Annotated in this window: 16 protein-coding genes; 4 read left to right on the top strand and 12 right to left on the bottom strand. The window is 71.7% G+C overall.

Features of this window, described 5'->3' with window-relative positions; translation table 11 throughout:
- Positions 1–91 precede the first annotated feature (91 nt).
- Positions 92–835, top strand: coding sequence for an MIP/aquaporin family protein (locus OOZ19_RS25395; protein ID WP_266092668.1), 744 nt, complete (start codon positions 92–94; stop codon positions 833–835).
- 169 nt (positions 836–1,004) lie between these two features.
- The gene (glpK, locus tag OOZ19_RS25390) at positions 1,005–2,504 is read left to right on the top strand and encodes a glycerol kinase GlpK (protein ID WP_266092667.1); all 1,500 of its coding nucleotides are present in this window, start codon (positions 1,005–1,007) and stop codon (positions 2,502–2,504) included.
- 102 nt (positions 2,505–2,606) lie between these two features.
- Here glpK and OOZ19_RS25385 read toward each other — a convergent pair whose 3' ends face one another.
- From OOZ19_RS25385 to OOZ19_RS25350, 8 genes are all read right to left on the bottom strand, one after another.
- Positions 2,607–2,759 carry a hypothetical protein gene (locus tag OOZ19_RS25385; RefSeq protein WP_266092666.1) on the bottom strand — a complete coding sequence of 51 codons (153 nt, stop codon included), beginning with the start codon at positions 2,757–2,759 and terminating at the stop codon, positions 2,607–2,609.
- Between the two features lie 67 nt (positions 2,760–2,826).
- The gene (locus tag OOZ19_RS25380; protein WP_266092665.1) at positions 2,827–3,387 is read right to left on the bottom strand and encodes a GNAT family N-acetyltransferase; all 561 of its coding nucleotides are present in this window, start codon (positions 3,385–3,387) and stop codon (positions 2,827–2,829) included.
- 61 nt (positions 3,388–3,448) lie between these two features.
- On the bottom strand, positions 3,449–4,351 hold the full coding sequence (locus OOZ19_RS25375; RefSeq protein WP_266092664.1) for an alpha/beta fold hydrolase: 903 nt from the start codon (positions 4,349–4,351) through the stop codon (positions 3,449–3,451).
- Positions 4,348–5,187, bottom strand: a complete 840-nt coding sequence (locus OOZ19_RS25370; protein ID WP_266092663.1) for an NmrA family NAD(P)-binding protein — start codon at positions 5,185–5,187, stop codon at positions 4,348–4,350. Before OOZ19_RS25370 ends, OOZ19_RS25375 begins: the two co-directional genes overlap by 4 nt.
- A gap of 312 nt (positions 5,188–5,499) precedes the next feature.
- Positions 5,500–6,627: a macrolide family glycosyltransferase gene (locus OOZ19_RS25365; protein WP_416309503.1), complete on the bottom strand. Its 1,128-nt coding sequence runs from the start codon at positions 6,625–6,627 to the stop codon at positions 5,500–5,502.
- Between the two features lie 331 nt (positions 6,628–6,958).
- Positions 6,959–7,981: a tetratricopeptide repeat protein gene (locus OOZ19_RS25360; protein WP_266092661.1), complete on the bottom strand. Its 1,023-nt coding sequence runs from the start codon at positions 7,979–7,981 to the stop codon at positions 6,959–6,961.
- A gap of 286 nt (positions 7,982–8,267) precedes the next feature.
- Positions 8,268–8,651: a thiol-disulfide oxidoreductase DCC family protein gene (locus OOZ19_RS25355; protein WP_266092660.1), complete on the bottom strand. Its 384-nt coding sequence runs from the start codon at positions 8,649–8,651 to the stop codon at positions 8,268–8,270.
- 76 nt (positions 8,652–8,727) lie between these two features.
- Positions 8,728–10,131, bottom strand: a complete 1,404-nt coding sequence (locus tag OOZ19_RS25350; RefSeq protein ID WP_266092659.1) for an NAD(P)H-quinone dehydrogenase — start codon at positions 10,129–10,131, stop codon at positions 8,728–8,730.
- Positions 10,132–10,306: 175 nt separating this feature from the next.
- Here OOZ19_RS25350 and OOZ19_RS25345 point away from each other — a divergent pair, with 175 nt between their 5' ends.
- On the top strand, positions 10,307–10,759 hold the full coding sequence (locus tag OOZ19_RS25345) for a gamma-glutamylcyclotransferase (RefSeq protein WP_266092658.1): 453 nt from the start codon (positions 10,307–10,309) through the stop codon (positions 10,757–10,759).
- Between the two features lie 70 nt (positions 10,760–10,829).
- On the top strand, positions 10,830–11,630 hold the full coding sequence (locus OOZ19_RS25340) for a DeoR/GlpR family DNA-binding transcription regulator (protein ID WP_266092657.1): 801 nt from the start codon (positions 10,830–10,832) through the stop codon (positions 11,628–11,630).
- 17 nt (positions 11,631–11,647) lie between these two features.
- On the opposite strand, the gene OOZ19_RS25335 is transcribed toward OOZ19_RS25340, so the two are convergent.
- The 4 genes from OOZ19_RS25335 to OOZ19_RS25320 form a co-directional block, all read right to left on the bottom strand.
- Positions 11,648–12,436 (bottom strand): HAD family hydrolase, encoded by a 789-nt coding sequence (locus tag OOZ19_RS25335; protein ID WP_266092656.1) that lies wholly within the window; start codon positions 12,434–12,436, stop codon positions 11,648–11,650.
- Positions 12,437–12,589: 153 nt separating this feature from the next.
- On the bottom strand, positions 12,590–13,342 hold the full coding sequence (locus OOZ19_RS25330) for a hypothetical protein (RefSeq protein ID WP_266092655.1): 753 nt from the start codon (positions 13,340–13,342) through the stop codon (positions 12,590–12,592).
- Between the two features lie 177 nt (positions 13,343–13,519).
- Positions 13,520–14,890: a M20 family metallopeptidase gene (locus tag OOZ19_RS25325; RefSeq protein ID WP_416309500.1), complete on the bottom strand. Its 1,371-nt coding sequence runs from the start codon at positions 14,888–14,890 to the stop codon at positions 13,520–13,522.
- Positions 14,887–16,179, bottom strand: a complete 1,293-nt coding sequence (locus OOZ19_RS25320; RefSeq protein ID WP_266092654.1) for an amidohydrolase — start codon at positions 16,177–16,179, stop codon at positions 14,887–14,889. The genes OOZ19_RS25325 and OOZ19_RS25320 overlap by 4 nt, the downstream gene beginning before the upstream one ends.
- Between the last annotated feature and the right edge of the window lie 526 nt (positions 16,180–16,705).

Here is a 16,705-nt window from a genome sequence, read left to right as displayed (position 1 = left end):
ATCGCGACGCGCCCTCCCGCGCTACCCGCACGTCGGACGATCAATGCACACCCGACCGCGCCGATGGCGCCGCGACGAGGGGACCTGGGACATGAGTCTGGGTGAGATCTTCCTCTGGGAATTGATGGGAACCGCCGTGCTGACCCTGATGGGCTGCGGGGTGGTCGCCAACGTGACCTTGCGCAAAGCGCTCGGGAACAACGGCGGCTGGCTGCTGGTGAATTTCGGCTGGGGCTTCGCCGTGTTCGCGGGCGCGAGCATCGCCGAACCGACCGGGGCGCACATCAACCCGGCCGTCACGCTGGGCCTGGCCGTGGACGGGCAGGTGCCGTGGGGCCAGGTGCCGGTCTACATCGTCGCGCAGCTGATCGGCGGCACGCTCGGTGGCGTGCTGTGCTGGGCCGTCTACAAGCTCCAGTTCGACACCCACGACGAACCCGAGGGCACCCTCGGGATCTTCAGCACCGCCGCCACCGTGCGCAACACGCCGTGGAACCTGGTCACCGAGATCATCGCCACCTTCGTGCTGGTGCTGTGGATCATCCAGACGCCCGGTTCCGGACGTGGTGACGACGGCGCCTTCAGCTTCGGCAACGACGCGCTCGGCTATGCGGCGGTCGCGTTCATCGTGATCGGGCTCGGTGCCTCGCTCGGCGGGCCCACCGGCTACGCCATCAACCCGGCTCGCGACCTCGGCCCGCGCATCGCCTACGCGCTGGTGCCGATCCGCGGCAAGGGGCCCGCGGACTGGGGCTACTCCTGGATCCCGGTCGTGGGTCCGATCATCGGCGGCGTCCTGGCGGGCGCGCTGGCGCTGGTGCTGCCAGCGACCTGAGCGTGCTCCCGTCCCGCGCGAACGCACGCCCGCGCGGGACGGGTTCGCCCGCGGCGGCCGATCGGCGCACCGCAGGTGGCGTCGGGAGGCTGCCCCACCGGCCTGCGCGGGTGACACTCACCCCAGGCCCACCACGCACATCTCGGAATCCATCGAAAAGGACGACATCATGGCCTCCTACGTCGCCGCGATCGACCAGGGCACCACCTCCACCCGCTGCATGATCTTCGACCACGGCGGCCGGGTGGTGGCCGTCGACCAGGTCGAACACCGGCAGATCTTCCCGAAGGCCGGCTGGGTCGAGCACGACCCGGAGGAGATCTGGAGCAACACCCGCCAGGTGTGCGCGGGCGCCCTGGCCAAGGCCGACCTGGTGACCTCCGAGATCGCCGCGGTCGGCATCACCAACCAGCGCGAGACGACCGTCGTGTGGGACAAGTCCACCGGCAAGCCCGTCTACAACGCCATCGTCTGGCAGGACACCCGCACCGACGGCATCGTCGGCGAGCTCGCCGAGGAAGGCGGGCAGAACCGCTTCCACGCCAAGACCGGCCTGACGCTGTCGCCGTACTTCTCCGGCACCAAGATCCGCTGGATCCTGGACAACGTCGACGGCGTGCGCGCCCGCGCCGAGAAGGGCGAGCTGCTGTTCGGCAACATGGACACCTGGGTGCTGTGGAACTGCACCGGTGGCCCCGACGGCGGCCTGCACGTCACCGACCCGACCAACGCCTCCCGGACCCTGCTGATGGACCTGGAGAAGCTGGAGTGGGACGAGGACATCTGCCGCGAGATCGGCGTGCCGACCTCGATGCTGCCGGAGATCCGGTCGTCGTCGGAGGTCTACGGGCACTTCCGCGAGCGCGGCGTGTTCGGCGGACTGCCCATCGCCGGGATCCTCGGCGACCAGCAGGCCGCGACGTTCGGGCAGGCCTGCCTGTCGCCCGGCGAGGCCAAGAACACCTACGGCACCGGCAACTTCCTGCTGCTCAACACCGGAACCGAGCCGGTGCTGAGCCAGAACGGGCTGCTCACCACCGTCGGCTACAAGATCGGATCGAACGACACGGTGTACTGCCTGGAGGGCTCCATCGCGGTCACCGGGTCGCTGGTGCAGTGGCTGCGGGACAACCTCGGGCTGATCGGAAGCGCTCCCGAGATCGAGCAGATCGCACGCAGCGTCGACGACAACGGCGGCGCCTACTTCGTGCCCGCGTTCTCCGGCCTGTTCGCCCCGCACTGGCGTTCCGACGCTCGCGGCGCCATCGTCGGGCTCACCCGGTTCGTCAACCGCGGCCACCTCGCCCGCGCGGTGCTGGAGGCCACGGCGTTCCAGACCCGCGAGGTCATCGAGGCCATGAACGCCGACTCCGGGGTGCCGCTGAAGTCGCTCAAGGTCGACGGCGGCATGGTCGGCAACGAGCTGCTCATGCAGTTCCAGGCCGACATCCTCGGTGTCCCCGTGATCCGCCCGACGGTCAGCGAGACCACCGCGCTCGGCGCCGCCTACGCCGCCGGGCTCGCCGTCGGGTTCTGGGCCGGGGAGGACGACATCCGGTCCAACTGGGCGAAGGACAAGCAGTGGGACCCGGTGATGCCGGAAGAGCGCCGCACCCACGAGTACGCCCAGTGGCAGAAGGCCGTCACGAAGACCTTCGACTGGGCCTGAGCACTCCGCGGCACGGACTGCCGGCGGGCCGAGCGTCCGCCGGCTTGGCGGCTCCTCGGTGCGCGGGCGCCCTCCGCACCGGGGAGCCGCCGCACCCCTCGGCTACGGCCAGGTGGTGTCGGTCGGAGTCGTCACCGGTTCGCCGGTCACTTCGATGCGGCGCGGCTCGTTCGGTTCACCGCCGGACATCACGACCAGCACGACCCCGATCAACGCGGCCACCGCGACCGCCCAGGACACCGACACCTTCGGCATGCGTCCCCCCTCAGCCCGCCGGCACCGTGCCGGCCCGCTACCAAGGTCGCCGAAGTCGGGCGGCCCGTTACTCCGGCCGACCAGGCAGGCCTGGAGCGGTGAGCCGCCAGACCACGTGCGTGCCGGTGCACGCCGGCGCCATCTGGTCCTCCACAGCGGGACGCCGGTCGACCTCGACGAACCCCAGGGCCTTCGGGATCGCGGCGCTGCGCGCGTTCGCCTCGTCGTGCCAGATCTCCAAGCGGTCAGCGCCCAGCCGGAAACCCTCATCGATCAGCGCGGTCACCGCCCGGCGCATGATTCCGCGTCCCTCGAAGTCCCGGTGCAGCCAGTAGCCGATCTCCAAACCGCCCGGCCCGATCCGGTTCATCAGGCCGGCCGCCCCGATCACCTGCTGGTCCGGTCCGAGCACCGCGTAGTTGAAGGCCGTGCGCCGCACCCAATCCCGGTCGTTCGTGCCGACGAAGTCGGCGGCCTCCTTCATCCCGTAACCGGGCTTCGCCCACGGCAACCACGGCCCCAGGTGCTCCAACGATTCCGTCACGAGCCGCAGTACGACACCGGCGTCCTCCGGCCGCCACCGGCGAAGATCCACTCCATCGTGGTGCAGGCTCTCGTGCGGCTCCATGACGCAGGAGTCTGCTGCACTCCGCTCCCGAGCGGTACCGGTTTTCCCGCGAGGGCCCCGGCTAGTGCAGTCCGGCGAGCCGCACCTGGTCGAGCACGCGGTCCACGAGCGGGCGGTGCGCCGCGTTCGGCAGCGCGTAGCCCATCCCGTCGATCTCCGCGTACCGGGCGCCGCTGATCGCCTCGGCCAGCAGCTTGCCGTGCGGCGGCGGGTTGATCGGATCCAGCGGCGCCTGCACGACCAGCGTCGGAGTGCTGATCTTCGCCAGGTCATCGCCGCGCTCGGCGAGCACGTGCGGCATGAAGCCGTGCGGGTGCACCGCGGGCCGCCGCCACGTGCCGGTGTGCTCGTCGTCGCGCGACTCCCAGCGGCGGAACTCCGCGGCGTCGAACGGCAACCCGTCGCCGGAGCACAGCCGATGCCACTCGACCCGCTCCGCCAGCGCGGTTTCCGCGTCGACCGCGCGCGACGGTTCCTCCGCCCCGCGCACGAACCACGGCCGGGGAGTCGGAAACCCGGTCCCGCTGGGCTCCCCTGCGCGCGCCAGCGCCCAGTTCCCGGCGAAGTCCACTCCCAGCCCGTGCGTGGCCAGCAGTGTCAGGCTGCGCAGCCGGTCCGGTTCGGCCACGGCGATGAGCTGCCCGAGGCCGCCGCCGAGCCCCATGCCCAGCAGGTGCGCCGACTCCGCTCCCCACCCGTCGAGCACCGCGACCGCGTCCGCCGCCAGATCGTCGAAACCGTACGGGTGCGCGGCGAAGTCGCGGTGCGCGGAACGGCCGGTGTCGCGGTGGTCGTAGCGCAGCACCCGCAACCCGCCGTCCACCAGCAGCGACACGAACTCGTCCGGCCAGCCGAACGCCGAAGTCGCATCGCCCGCCACCAGCAGCAACACCGGATCGGCCGGGTCGCCCGCGGACTCGCTCCACAACCGCACCCCGCCTGAGCGGATCACCCGCTCGGTCACCGGAAGTCCGCCGCGTGGTCGGTCGCCCAGTCGGCGAACGCGCGGGCCGGGTGACCGGTCACCTGCCGCACCGCGGGCAGCGGCACGTCCGGGGAGTCCACGGCCTCGGCCAGGTAGTCGAGCAGCATCGCGGCGACCTCCGGAGGCATGCCCCGCGCGGACCACTGCTGCCGAGCCTGTTCCGGTGCGAGCTCCTCGAACCGCAGCGGCTCGCCGATCGCGACCGAGATCGCCGCGACCTGCTCGACCTGGGACACCGCGGCCGGGCCGCTGAGCTCGTAGGTCGCCCCCACGTGGTCGTCGGTGAGCAGGGCCGCCGCCGCGACCTCCGCGATGTCCTCCTCGTGGATCAACGCCTGCGCCGCCGAACCGTGCGGGGCGCGCACCACGCCCTCCGCGCGGATCGACTCGGCCCAGCCCAGGACGTTCGAGGCGAACGCCCCCGGCCGCAGGAACGTCCGTTCCGCGACCCCGGACTCCTCGACGGCGCGCTCCACGGCGGAATGCGTCGCGGCGCTCATGTTCCCCTCGGGTCCGCCGGAGGCGGCCAGCGAGGAGAGCACCACGATCCGCCGCACCCCGCTTCGCACCGCCAGGTCGGCGAACTCCCGAGCCGTCTCCGGCACCGGGAACAGGTACACCGCCCGGACCCCGCGCAGTGCCTCGCGGAACGCGCCCGGGTCGGCCAGGTCTCCCGCGACCACGTCCGCCTCGGCGGGCAGCCGTGCGGTCTCCGGCCTGCGCGTCACCGCCCGCACCTGCTCGCCGGCCGCCAGCAGGCGGCGGACCACGCCCCGTCCGATCGATCCGGTCGCACCGGTCACCAGCACCGTCATCGCCACTCCCCAGTCGGAATTCGAATTCGGCCCGGGATCACTCGACCGGGCCGGCGAGCGCGACCGTACACCGAAACGAGAAACGCCCGCCCCGATTCTCCCCATTCGAAGAATCACATTGACCGAATGCCGACTTTTTCATCTGCCGATCTTTTTGACATATCATCGAACCCGTGCTCGAACGGCGTGAATTCATCGCCGACGGCGGCGAAACGAACTGAAGGCGTCCCGGAATCGAGAGCGGAGCGACGGCCCCGGACGCTCGTGGTGCACTGGCGAGGAGGCGGGACGGCCGCCCCCTCACCAGTGCCGTCAGGAGAGCGCCTGCTCGACGATGTCGGCCGCGGTGCGCACACCACCGGCCTCGTGGATCTCCTGCCGGATCGCCCGCGACCTGGCGAGCAGCGCTGGGTCGTCGCACACCTCGTCCAGCGCCGCGCGCAGCGCCTCCGGGGTCGCCTCCTCCTTCGACAACCGCACCCCGATGCCGAGCTGCTCGATCCGCTCGGCGTTCGCGAACTGGTCCGCGGCCTGCGGAATCGCGATCATCGGCACGCCGGAGTACAGGCCTTCCATCGACCCGCCCATCCCGGCGTGGGTGATGAACACATCCGCTTGCGACAGCACGTTGAGCTGCGGCACCCACCGGTGCACTTCGACGTTCGCCGGGATCTCCCCCAGCTCCGCCGGGTCGATGACCTTGCCGATGGTGAGCACCACCTGCCAGTCGAGACCGCCGAAGGCGGCCAGGCAGGAGCGGTACAGCTCCAGCTGATCGGTGTAGGCCGAACCCATCGAGATCAGCAGCACCGGCCGCTCGTCGGACGGCTCCCATTCGCCTTGGAAGGAACGCTCGGTCAGCATCGGCCCGACGAAGGTGTAATTGTCCGCGACCGAATCGCCGTTGTACTGGAACGAGCGCGGAAGGGCGACCACGCAACGCTCGGGATCCATTTTCTCGAACGTCATCGGCACGCCCTGCTCGGCGAAGAACTCGTCGGCACGGGCGTGGACCGCTTTCAGCTCCGGGCTGTCCTGCGAACCGAAGACCTCTTCGATTCCCTCGAACCGCACGTGCGTCGAGGACAGGCAGATCGCCGGGACGCCCCACTGGTGCGCGAGCACCGGCGCTTGCAGCGCGCCGATGTCGTAGACGATCAGGTCCGGCCGGTCCTGGTCGTAGGCGGGGGCGAGCTGCGCCCGCACCGTGATCATCTCCTCGACGAACAGCAGCACCGCGGCGGCCTGCTCCTCCGGCCACTGCTCCTGGGTGGCCGCGGAGGGCAACGTCGACTCGTAGCGGACCGGCGCGGCTCCGACCTCGACGACCTGCGGCACGAAGTCCTCGGTCACGGCGTAGGTGACGCGGTGGCCTCGGGCGCTCAGTTCAGCGACCAGCCCCAGACCGGGGTTGATGTGGCCGTGCGCGGGCACGGCCATGAAGGCGATGTGCGCACGGCTGTTCTTCGGCACTTGATTCATCCCTGATTCACTCCACGATTCGGAAAGCCGCCCGCTCGGACGGGGGCGAGCTCGGAATGTCGGCGAGCACCTGCGCATCACGCGCGGACCCGAACCCGGACAGCGGGCGGTGCGGGGCCGCGCGGTTCAGCCGGATGCGGCGAACTCGCGCGGGCACGTCACGGGTGATGTTCCGCAGGTGGGCGGGAATCAGAGGTAGTACTGGTGCCAGAACATGCCGGAACCTTAACCGGGCCGCGCCGGTGCCGTCGCGTCATTTTCGCCACCGCACCGACCTGCGGTGACCGGCTCAGGCGGTGCGTTCGGCGATGGCGTTTTCGACCATGCGGCGCGTCTGCCACAGCTCGTTGCCGTTGACCTCGTCGCGCAGCGCGACCAGGTCCGCCATGGTCGCCTCCGACGGACGGCCCAGCTCGTCGAGGCTCTTGAGCAGCCCCAGCTGGGCCAGCGCCATGCCGCGCGGTTCCCGGATGGCGCGGAACTTCCCGTGCGCGTCCCGGTAGGTGCGGGCGGCGTCGCCGTACCGGCCCGCCCGGAAGTGCACGTTGCCGCGCATCTTGCGGTTGTAGGCCAGGGCGCTGGACAGGTCCATCCGGCGGCAGGTCCCTTCCGCGCTCGTCAGCAGCTGCAGGGCCTGGTCGTGCTCGCCGCGCAGCGACAGCACGTCCGCTTGTCCGCGCAGCGCCCACGCGTGGCCGCGATCGTCGCCGGAGTCCTCCGCGACGCGCGCGGCCTCCTCGAACCGCTGCGCCGCCGATTCGAGGTCCCCGGTGTTGCGCTCGATCTGCGCGAGTCCTTCCAGCGCCCACACGATGTGCCGGGATTCCTTCCGCTTGCGCGCCTCGGTGAGCACGTGCTCGTGCAATCCGCGCGCCTGCTCGAAATCGCCCTGGATGCGCACCGTCTCGGCGACACCGGCGAAGGTGTAGCCGTAGGCGACGATGTCCCCCGCTGCCGCGGCCAGGTCCCGCCCCTGGCTCAGCCAGCGCAGCGCCAGGTTCAGCTCGCCCCGCTGGCGCGCCAGCGTGCCCCCGCTCCACAGCGCCCACGCCCGCGCGGCGGTGTCGTCGGCGGTGCGGGCAGCGCGGTAGCTGGCCTTCCACGCGAGCTCGGCCTCTTCCAGGTGCCCCAGCCTGCGGCAGGACTCGGCGACGGCCAGCTTCGCCTGCGCGACGTCGAGCGCCGTGCCTTCCTCGGACGCCCACTGCTCCCGGATTCGCGCCTGCCCGAGGACGTCCTCGTACGCCGTGTTCACGGACATGTCCCGCAGCGCGCCTTGGTATTCCGGTGCGAACGCCTTGTTGCCGTTCATTCGAGTCCGCCTCACTTGCCTGATCGCCGATGCTCGGCGCTGTCGTCGCCGATACGGGTGGCCACCGCTGATGCCCCGTGGCAGTGGCCACCCGCACCCCTCCGCACCCCTTGCACGAATGAATTTAGGCGCGGGCACGGGCCGTCCGGATCGGCCGAAGTGGCGCGGTTGAAGTCGATCGATAGGCCGTGGAAGCGGGCCGTTCTCATACTTTCGGCCCGAGTGCGCTGACCTGTCGATCAATCGTGGCCGGGCCGGGCACCCAGCACCGGCGGGGAATTCCTGGTCAGGCCCCCGGCCGCTGGTCAGCGGGCAGCGCGCACGCCGGTGTGGACCCCGGCAGCCGGTAGCGGTTCGCGGCGATCCACCGGTACGCGAACGCGGCGAGCGAACGCAGCACCGGCAACGACAGCAGCGTTCCCGGCACCGACCACGGGAAACCGCAGTGCCGGAACAGCGCGGCGACCGCGTCCGCGCCACCGCGCACGCGACTGCGCTCGCCCACCCAGAGCACCTCGTGCCGGGCGCGCTGCTCGGTGATGCCCAACGCCGCCAGGTCGGCCTCCTGCCACGCGACGATGCGGGCCCGCAGCGGCAACCTCTCGGCGAGCCGCACGCTGCGGGTGCAGAACCCGCAGTCGCCGTCGTAGATCAGAACCGGTGTCGCCATGTTTCGCGCCTCCCGCCTTCCAGCGTCCCCGTTCCGGGAACGCCCGTCGAACCCGCGGCGGGAGCCGCGAGCGGGATCAGTCGAGGTCGTCGTGGCGCATCAACTGGCGCCCGGCCTCGGTCAGCGAGCCCGACAGCGACGGGTACACCGAGAACGTGTTCGCGAGGTTCTCCACCGTGACCTGGTTCTGCACGGCCAGTGCGATCGGCAGCACCAGTTCGCTGGCGTTCGGGGAGACGACGACGCCACCGATGACCACACCGGTCTGCGGGCGGCAGAAGACCTTGAGGAAGCCCCGGCGCAGCCCTTCCATCTTCGCCCGCGGGTTCGTCGCCAGCGGCAGCGTCACGATCCGCGCGGGCACGTCACCGCAGTCGATCGCCTGCTGGCTGATGCCGACCGTGGCGATCTCGGGGTGGGTGAACACGTTGCCCGCGACAGTCTTCAGCTTGATCGGGCTGACGCCTTCGCCCAGCGCGTGCCACATCGCGATGCGCCCCTGCATGGCCGCGACGGAGGCCAGCAGCAGCAGGCCGGTGCAGTCACCGGCCGCGTACACGCCGGGCACCTTCGTCCGGGACACCCGGTCGACCTTGACGTAGCCGCCGCGGTCGGTCTCCAGGCCGAGCCGCTCCAGGCCGATGTCCTCGGTGTTGGGCACCGAACCGACCGTCATCAGGGCGTGGCTGGCCTCCACCTGCCTGCCGTCGGCGAGGTGCACGATCACGCCCTTGTCGGTGCGTTCGACGCGCTCGGCGCGGGCGTGCTTGACCACCTCGGTGCCGCGCTCGGCGAAGACCTCTTCGAGCACCCCGGCCGCGTCGGCGTCCTCGTGCGGCAGCACCCGGTCCCGGCTGGAGATCATCGTGACCTTGACGCCCATCTCGGTGTACGCGGAGGCGAATTCCACGCCGGTCACCCCGGACCCGATCACCGCGAGGTGCTCGGGCAGCTCCGGCAGGTCGTAGAGCTGCCGCCAGCTCAAGATCCGCTCGCCGTCGGGCACCGCGCCCGGCAGCACGCGCGGAGTGGCGCCGGTGGCGATCAGCACCACGTCGCCGATCAGCTCCTCGGAGCCGCCGTCGGCCCGCTCGACACCGATGTGGTGCTGGGCCATGCCGTGTTCGCGGTCGGTGAACCGGGCCCGGCCGGCGATGATCTTGACGCCTTCCCGGCGGACCCGAGCACGGATGTCCGCGGACTGCGCCAGCGCGAGTCCCTTGACCCGGCCGTGCACCACGGCGACGTCGACCGCGACGGATTCGGGGCTGGTGCGGATGCCCAGCTCGCTGACGTCGCGCGCGGAGGAACGCGCACCCGCGGACGCGATGAACGTCTTGGACGGGACGCAGTCGTAGAGCACGCACGCGCCGCCGAGCCCGTCCGATTCGACGAGCGTGACGTCGGCGCCGTTCTGCGCTGCGACCAGGGCCGCCTCGTAACCGGCCGGCCCACCTCCCATGATCACGATGCGGGTCACTTCGCGTTCCTCCCGAAAATCCGAGCCTTGTGGGCGCCGGAGCCACCCTATGTCGCACGCGCTCCCGCCGATTCGGGCGGTACCCACCGGTTCGTCGCGTTCCGATCACGACTCGCCGTCGACGGTGACGCGGTCCACTCCGACATCGGGCGGATCGATCGCTACCCTGTGGGGCGTGCCGCTGTACGCCGCGTACGGGTCCAACATGGACCCGGCCCAGATGACAGAGCGAGCCCCGCACTCCCCCATGGCGGGAACGGGCTGGCTGATGGACTGGCGGCTGACCTTCGGTGGTGAGGACTACGGCTGGGAAGGTGCGCTGGCGACGATCGTCGAGCACCCCGGCGAACAGGTCTTCACCGTGCTGTATGACGTCAGCCCCGAGGACGAACGCCAGCTCGACCGTTGGGAGGGCTCCGAGCTGCGGATGCACAAGAAGCTGCGGCTTCGCGTGCAGACCCTCGACGGCCCGGTGCTCGCCTGGTTGTACGTGCTCGACGCCTACGAGGGCGGGTTGCCGTCGGCGCGCTACCTCGGGGTGATGGCCGACGCCGCGGAAGCGGCGGGCGCCCCCGAGGACTACGTGTCGAAGCTGCGGACCCGGCCCTGCGGCAACATCGGACCGTGATCGGCTCGCCGCCGTCGAGCGATCCTGGCGCCACATCCCGCGTGTGATAATCACACCGACGGCACACGTCGTGGGTGAGGTGGGTGTGGCCCAGGTCGACGGGACGGTGTCCCAGCAGCAGCGGCGCGAGCAGATCCGGCAGGACGTGCTCGCCCACGGCCACGTGCGCATCGAACGGCTCGTCGAGGAGCACGGCGTCAGCGGTATGACCATCCACCGCGATCTGGACCTGCTGGAACGCCAGGGCTGGTTGCGCAAGATCCGCGGCGGAGCCACTTCCACGCCGGGTTCGCTGCTGGCGAGGTCGGTGGGCGCGCGGCGCTCCGACGCCGCGGACGCGAAGGCCCGGATCGCGCGCCACGCGCTGCGCCACATCACCTCCGGCCAGGTGGTCGCGATCGACGACAGCACCAGCGGGCTGGCGGTCGCCGAACTGCTCGCCCCGGCGGCTCCGCTGACCGTCGTCACCAACTTCCTGCCGGTGATCAACCTGCTCAGCGGGGAGAACGGGCTGCACGTGATCGGCCTGGGCGGCGACTACCACCCCGGCTTCGACGCGTTCCTCGGCCTGCACGCCGCCGACATGGCGGGCACCTTGCGCTCGGACGTGCTGCTGCTGTCGACGACCGCCGTGGCCGACGGGCACTGCCTGCACCGGTCGCAGGAGACGGTGCAGGTGAAGCGGGCCTTGATGCGCACCGCGGCCACCCGCATCCTGCTGGCCGACCACTCCAAGTTCGAGCGCCGGGCCGTGCACGAGCTGGCGCCGCTGACCGATTTCGACCTGGTCATCGTGGACGTCGACACACCGCCTCCGGTGGTCGAAGGCTTGCGCGGTCGCGGCGTGGCCGTGGAGATCGCCGAGGCCTGATCCGGCGTCCGCGCGAACTACCTGGCCCGTTGCAGCCGTTCCACCGCGGCCGGCACGTCGGCCAGCGAGAACACCGCGATGTCGGGCTCGTCGAGCTGCTCCCGCGTCGGATCGGGCGGCGCCTCCCCGCGGACCACCCAGACCGTGCGGATCCCCAGCCGCTGCGCGCCGCGGACGTCGGAGTCCAGCCGGTTGCCGACGTGCACCGCGCGCGCCGGTGACACCCCCGCCCGGTCCAGCGCGTGCTGGAAGATCGCCGGATCCGGCTTGGACGCGCCCACCAGCTCCGAGATGGCCCAGTAGTCGATGAACGAGGCCACGCCGTCGCGGCGCAACGCGTCCACCACCAAGGCTCGCTGATTGGCCACCACGGCGATCTTGTAGCGCTCGGAGAGCTCCCGCAGCGCGGGCAGCACATCGGGCTGCAGCGCGGAGGGCGGGTAGAACCAGTAGCTCTCGGCGCGGTCGGACAACCGCTGCCGGTCCCCCTCGCGCAGGAAGCGCTCGGCCATCGCGGTGCGCAACGAGCCTTCCTGCGACTGCCGCCGCGCGTCGTAGACCCGCTGGAAGTCCGCTTCGAGCAGCACTCCGCCGTTCTCCGCGACCAGTTCGCAGGTCGCCCGCAGCAGGGCTTCCCGGTACCAGGAGTCGTCGTAGATCGGCCCGCCCACGTCCAGCAGGACCAGTTCGATCCGCTCGCCGGGCGCCGCGGGCGCCACCGCCGATCCCGGCCCGGAGTGCGCGGGCGCGGCGGCCGGCTCCGGAGCCGGGAACTCGCCGGGGGACTTCTCGCTCTGCCGTGACACTTCGCGTCCTCCTCGTCCCGCGGACCCGCTGAATCCGCACGCCGAAGCGGCGGACGCCGACGTCGGCTCGGGCCGGAATGCCGGGCTCCTCGCTGAACATAACGCATTCGAATGCGGTCATCACAGCCGTTCGTGTGATGTTCCGGAGCCTGTTCACAATCCACCTCCGGTGGGCAGGGCCGCCTCGATGCGGGCGACGACGGGAACCGCTCCGGACGGGCCGAGGCGGGCCAGCTCCAGCAGTTCGGCGGCGCGCCGGGTACCTCGCCGATCACGGCGCCGGGCCACCTGCTCGGTCACGACCGCGTGGAACCGGACCGCGGCCGAGCCCAGCGCCTCCAACGCCTGTTCCAAGCAGGCCAGCGCGGTCCGGCGCTCACCCGTGCAGAGCATCTCCGCCAGGGCCACGTCCAGCGCGTACACCCGGAGTCCGTCGAGTTCGATCACGTCGGCTTCGCGGATCCAGGTCTGCTTGATCGCCAGGTCCGCCACCGGGCGGATCTGGCGGTCGTAGGGCACCGCGACGTGCACCGTCCGGTCGGCGACCGCCTCGGTGCAGCCGTGCATCGCGACGGCGGTCGGACCGCTGAGCACCGCGTGCGGTCCGGCGCGCAGCAGAGCGGCCTCCGCTCGTACCAGCGGGTCTCCGGCTCGTTCGGACGGCAGCACCACACCGGACCACGGCTCGATCCACCGGCCGTCGTCCAGCGCCGCTCGTAATCCGTCCGCGCCGAACGCGCGTTCCGCGCTGGACCGGCGAAGCGCGCCGTGCAGCGTTCCGCCCGGGACCTCGGGCTTCGGACGCGGCGCGGCGGCGATCCGCTCGGCGCGGCCGGATGGAGCCGGCTCGCGCCGCTCGGCGGGGACCTCGGGAGGAGCCGTGGGAAGCAGCAGGTTCGCGGTCATACCTACAAGAGGGCGCGAACCCCGGAACTGATACATCTCGTTCGAGTGAACGCCGCGGCCGGAACTCCCGGCCGCCTCCGGGCGAAGACCGCCCCTCGGGGGCGGTCCCGCAACGCGAAGGCCGCCGAGGCCCCGCCCGGAGACGTCAAGACCAGGCGAGACGTCTCGCCCGACGCGTCACCTGGTCAGCGCCGCCAGCGCCGTCCCGACCATCACCCGGATCCCGACCAGCAACGCCCGCTCGTCCAGGTCGAACGTCGGCTGGTGCAGGTCACGCGCCCGCGCCTGCCCGGAACGCACGCCGAGCCGCACGAACGAACCCGGCACGTGCTCCAGGTACCAGCCGAAGTCCTCGCCACCCGAGGACTGCGGAGTGCCGGTGACCGCGTGCTCGCCCAACGCGGCCTGGATCGCCGCGGACATCAGCTCGGTGCTCGCCGCGTCGTTGACCACGGGCGGCACACCGCGCCGGTGCTGCAGGTCGAAGCCCACGCCCAGCGGCGCCAGCAACCCCGACACCAGTTCGCGGGTCAGCGGCTCCAGCTCCGCCCACGTCCCCCGATCGCCGGTGCGCAGCGTGCCGGTGAGCACACCGGTCTGCGGGATCGCGTTCGGCGCCTCGCCCGCGTGCACCGCGCCCCAGGTCAGCACCGTTCCGGTGCGGGGATCGACGCGGCGGGACAGCAACGTCGGAAGCCCGGTGATCACGGTGCCCAGCGCGTGCACCAGGTCCGCGGTCAGGTGCGGTCGCGAGGTGTGCCCGCCGGGCGAGTTCAGCCGCAGTTCCAGCAGATCGCTGGCGGAGGTGATGGCGCCGGCCTTCACCCCGACCCGGCCGACCGGCAGCCGCGGATCGCAGTGCAGCCCGAAGATCTGCTCCACGCCGTCGAGCCCACCGGCGGCGAGCACGTCGAGCGCGCCGCCCGGCATGACCTCCTCGGCGTGCTGGAAGATCAACCGGATCCGGCCGGGCAGCTCCGGCCCCGTCGCCAGCGCCAGGGCCGTGCCCAGCAGGATCGTCGTGTGCGCGTCGTGGCCGCAGGCGTGCGCCACGCCGTCCGCGGTCGAGGAGAACGGCAGCCCGGTCGCCTCGGTCAGCGGCAGCGCGTCGATGTCGGCGCGCAACGCGATGGTGCGCCGCGGCTGCGCGTTCTCCGGGCCCAGGTCGCAGAGCAGCCCGGTGCCGCCCGGCAGCACGCGCGGGCTCAACCCGGCCGCGGTGAGCCGCTCGGCCAGGAACGCGGTCGTGCCGTGCTCGGCGCGGGAGAGCTCCGGGTGGGCGTGGATGTGCCTGCGCCACGACAGGACGTGCCCCGCGTTCGCGGTGAGCCACGCGTCGAGCCAGGCCGGGCCCCGTCCGGCACCCAGGTCTTCCAGCGCGCCGTGACCATCGGACCCCACGCCGGACATGGTGTCGCCGCTGCCGCCGATCGGCTCGCCGGGCGGCCTGGCGCCCAGCTCGGCCTCCCGCCACGCGTCCGCGTCTTCCAGGCCGCCGTTGTTCGATGTCTTGCGCGGCTCGGGGCCGCGAGAATCCACTACCGTCACGCCACGCCTCCCGACGTGTGTCGCCGTCGCGCCGAGCTCGGAGCAGCCCCGGGCCCGGCGGCGTTGTGCTTCCCGGTTCGCACCGGGCGGTCTTCTGCCGAGGCCGCGAGCCGCGATCTCAGGCCGGGTTCGGTCGCCGCCGCGACGGCCGTCCACGCCATCGCCACCGCCGCGTCGAGCACGGCGCGATCGGCCGACGGCGACGCGCACGCGGCGGCGAACTCGGCCTGGTGGGTCACGGCGTCGCCGCAGTCCAGCGCGATCATCGGGTGGATCGCGGGCAGCACCTGCGTCACGTTGCCCATGTCGGTGCTGCCGATGACCCGTGCGGCCTGCTCGGCGCGAGGAACCGGCCGCCGGCCGAGTTCGGTGATCGCCGCGCGGTACGCCTCGGAGAGCTCGTCGTCGCAGGACAGTTCGGCGTACACCGGGGAGACCTGCACGACCTCGTGGGAGCAGCCGGTCGCCGTCGCACCCGCCTCGAAGCAGGCCCGGATGCGGTTCTCCAGGCGCTCCAAGGAAAGCGACTCGGCGGCGCGCAGGTTGTACATCGCCGCAGTGTGAGCGGGAACGACGTTCGGCGCGGCGCCGCCTGCGGTCACGATACCGTGCACCATCTGGCCGGATTCGAGGTGCTGGCGCAGCAATCCGATCGCGACCTGGGTGACGGTCAGCGCGTCGGCGGCGTTCACGCCGAGCTCCGGAGCCGCCGCCGCGTGCGCCGCTCTGCCCGCGTAGCGCACTTCGAGGTCGTTGATGGCCAGCGATCTGGGCGCGCAGACCTCCTCCGGACCGGGATGCACCATCATCGCCATCGCCAGGCCGTCGAACGCGCCGCGTTCCAGCATCAGCACCTTGCCGCCGCCGAGTTCCTCGGCCGGGGTGCCGAGGACGCGGACGGTGATGCCGAGTTCGTCGGCGACCTCCGCCAGCGCCAGCGCGGCGCCGACGGCCGCCGCGGCGATCACGTTGTGCCCGCAGGCGTGGCCGATCTCGGGCAGCGCGTCGTACTCGGCGCAGATGCCGATCACGAGATCGCCGTGGCCGCGTTCCGCGGAGAAGGCGGTGTCCAGCCCGGCGAGGGGCGCCCGGACGGTGAAGCCGTGCTCGGCCAGCAGCGCGCTCACCTTGGCGGCGCTGCGGTGCTCGGCGAAGGCCGTCTCGGGTTCCGCGTGCAGGCTGCGCGCGAGCTCGACGAGCGCGTGCTCGTGGCGCCGGACGGCCTCCCGGCAGGTGGCGCGGGTTTCGGAGCGCGGTGCGGCCTCTCGCGCGGATGGGTCCTGGTTCATGTGGCGACCATCCTGCACGATTCCGGAGCGCTGAAGCCGCAGTCTCCACGACGGTCCGCCAGCCGGTCGGCGGATTGCGCTCAGCGGCACCGTGTGATCAGCCGCGGAGTAGAAGTTCCAGATTCAACTTCTTCGCGAGCTTTCCGAACTCCGCGCAACGCATCCGAGTGCGCCGCACCGGAAGCAGAACTCCGATGCGAAACGCAATGCGGGACCGGGATGCGCGTGGAAAGCGGAACTCGCCGAAGGCCACGACTGCGCGCGCACGATTCCGCGAGCCGCGCGGTCGACCGGCCGACGCGGCTCCTCGCGGGCGATTACCCAAGCGGCGGAACGCTTTCCGCCACTGGGACACCGCCGCCACAGGCCTGGCGCGGCACCCGAACAGGTCACGCCGAAAGCGCCGAAGACGGGCTGAAAGAGGGTGTGGGCCGGCACCGGTCGGGGGGCTTCCCGGTGCCGGCCCACGTCTGCGAGGGGTCACGACCCCAAGTAGTGCACCGTCCCGCCGGGAGTGCGGAGTGCG

It is taken from the genome of Saccharopolyspora sp. NFXS83 (genome assembly GCF_026241095.1).
Classification (GTDB): domain Bacteria; phylum Actinomycetota; class Actinomycetes; order Mycobacteriales; family Pseudonocardiaceae; genus Saccharopolyspora_C.
Note: the sequence above shows the minus strand (reverse complement) of the source record. Positions and strands in the feature narration are given on the sequence as shown.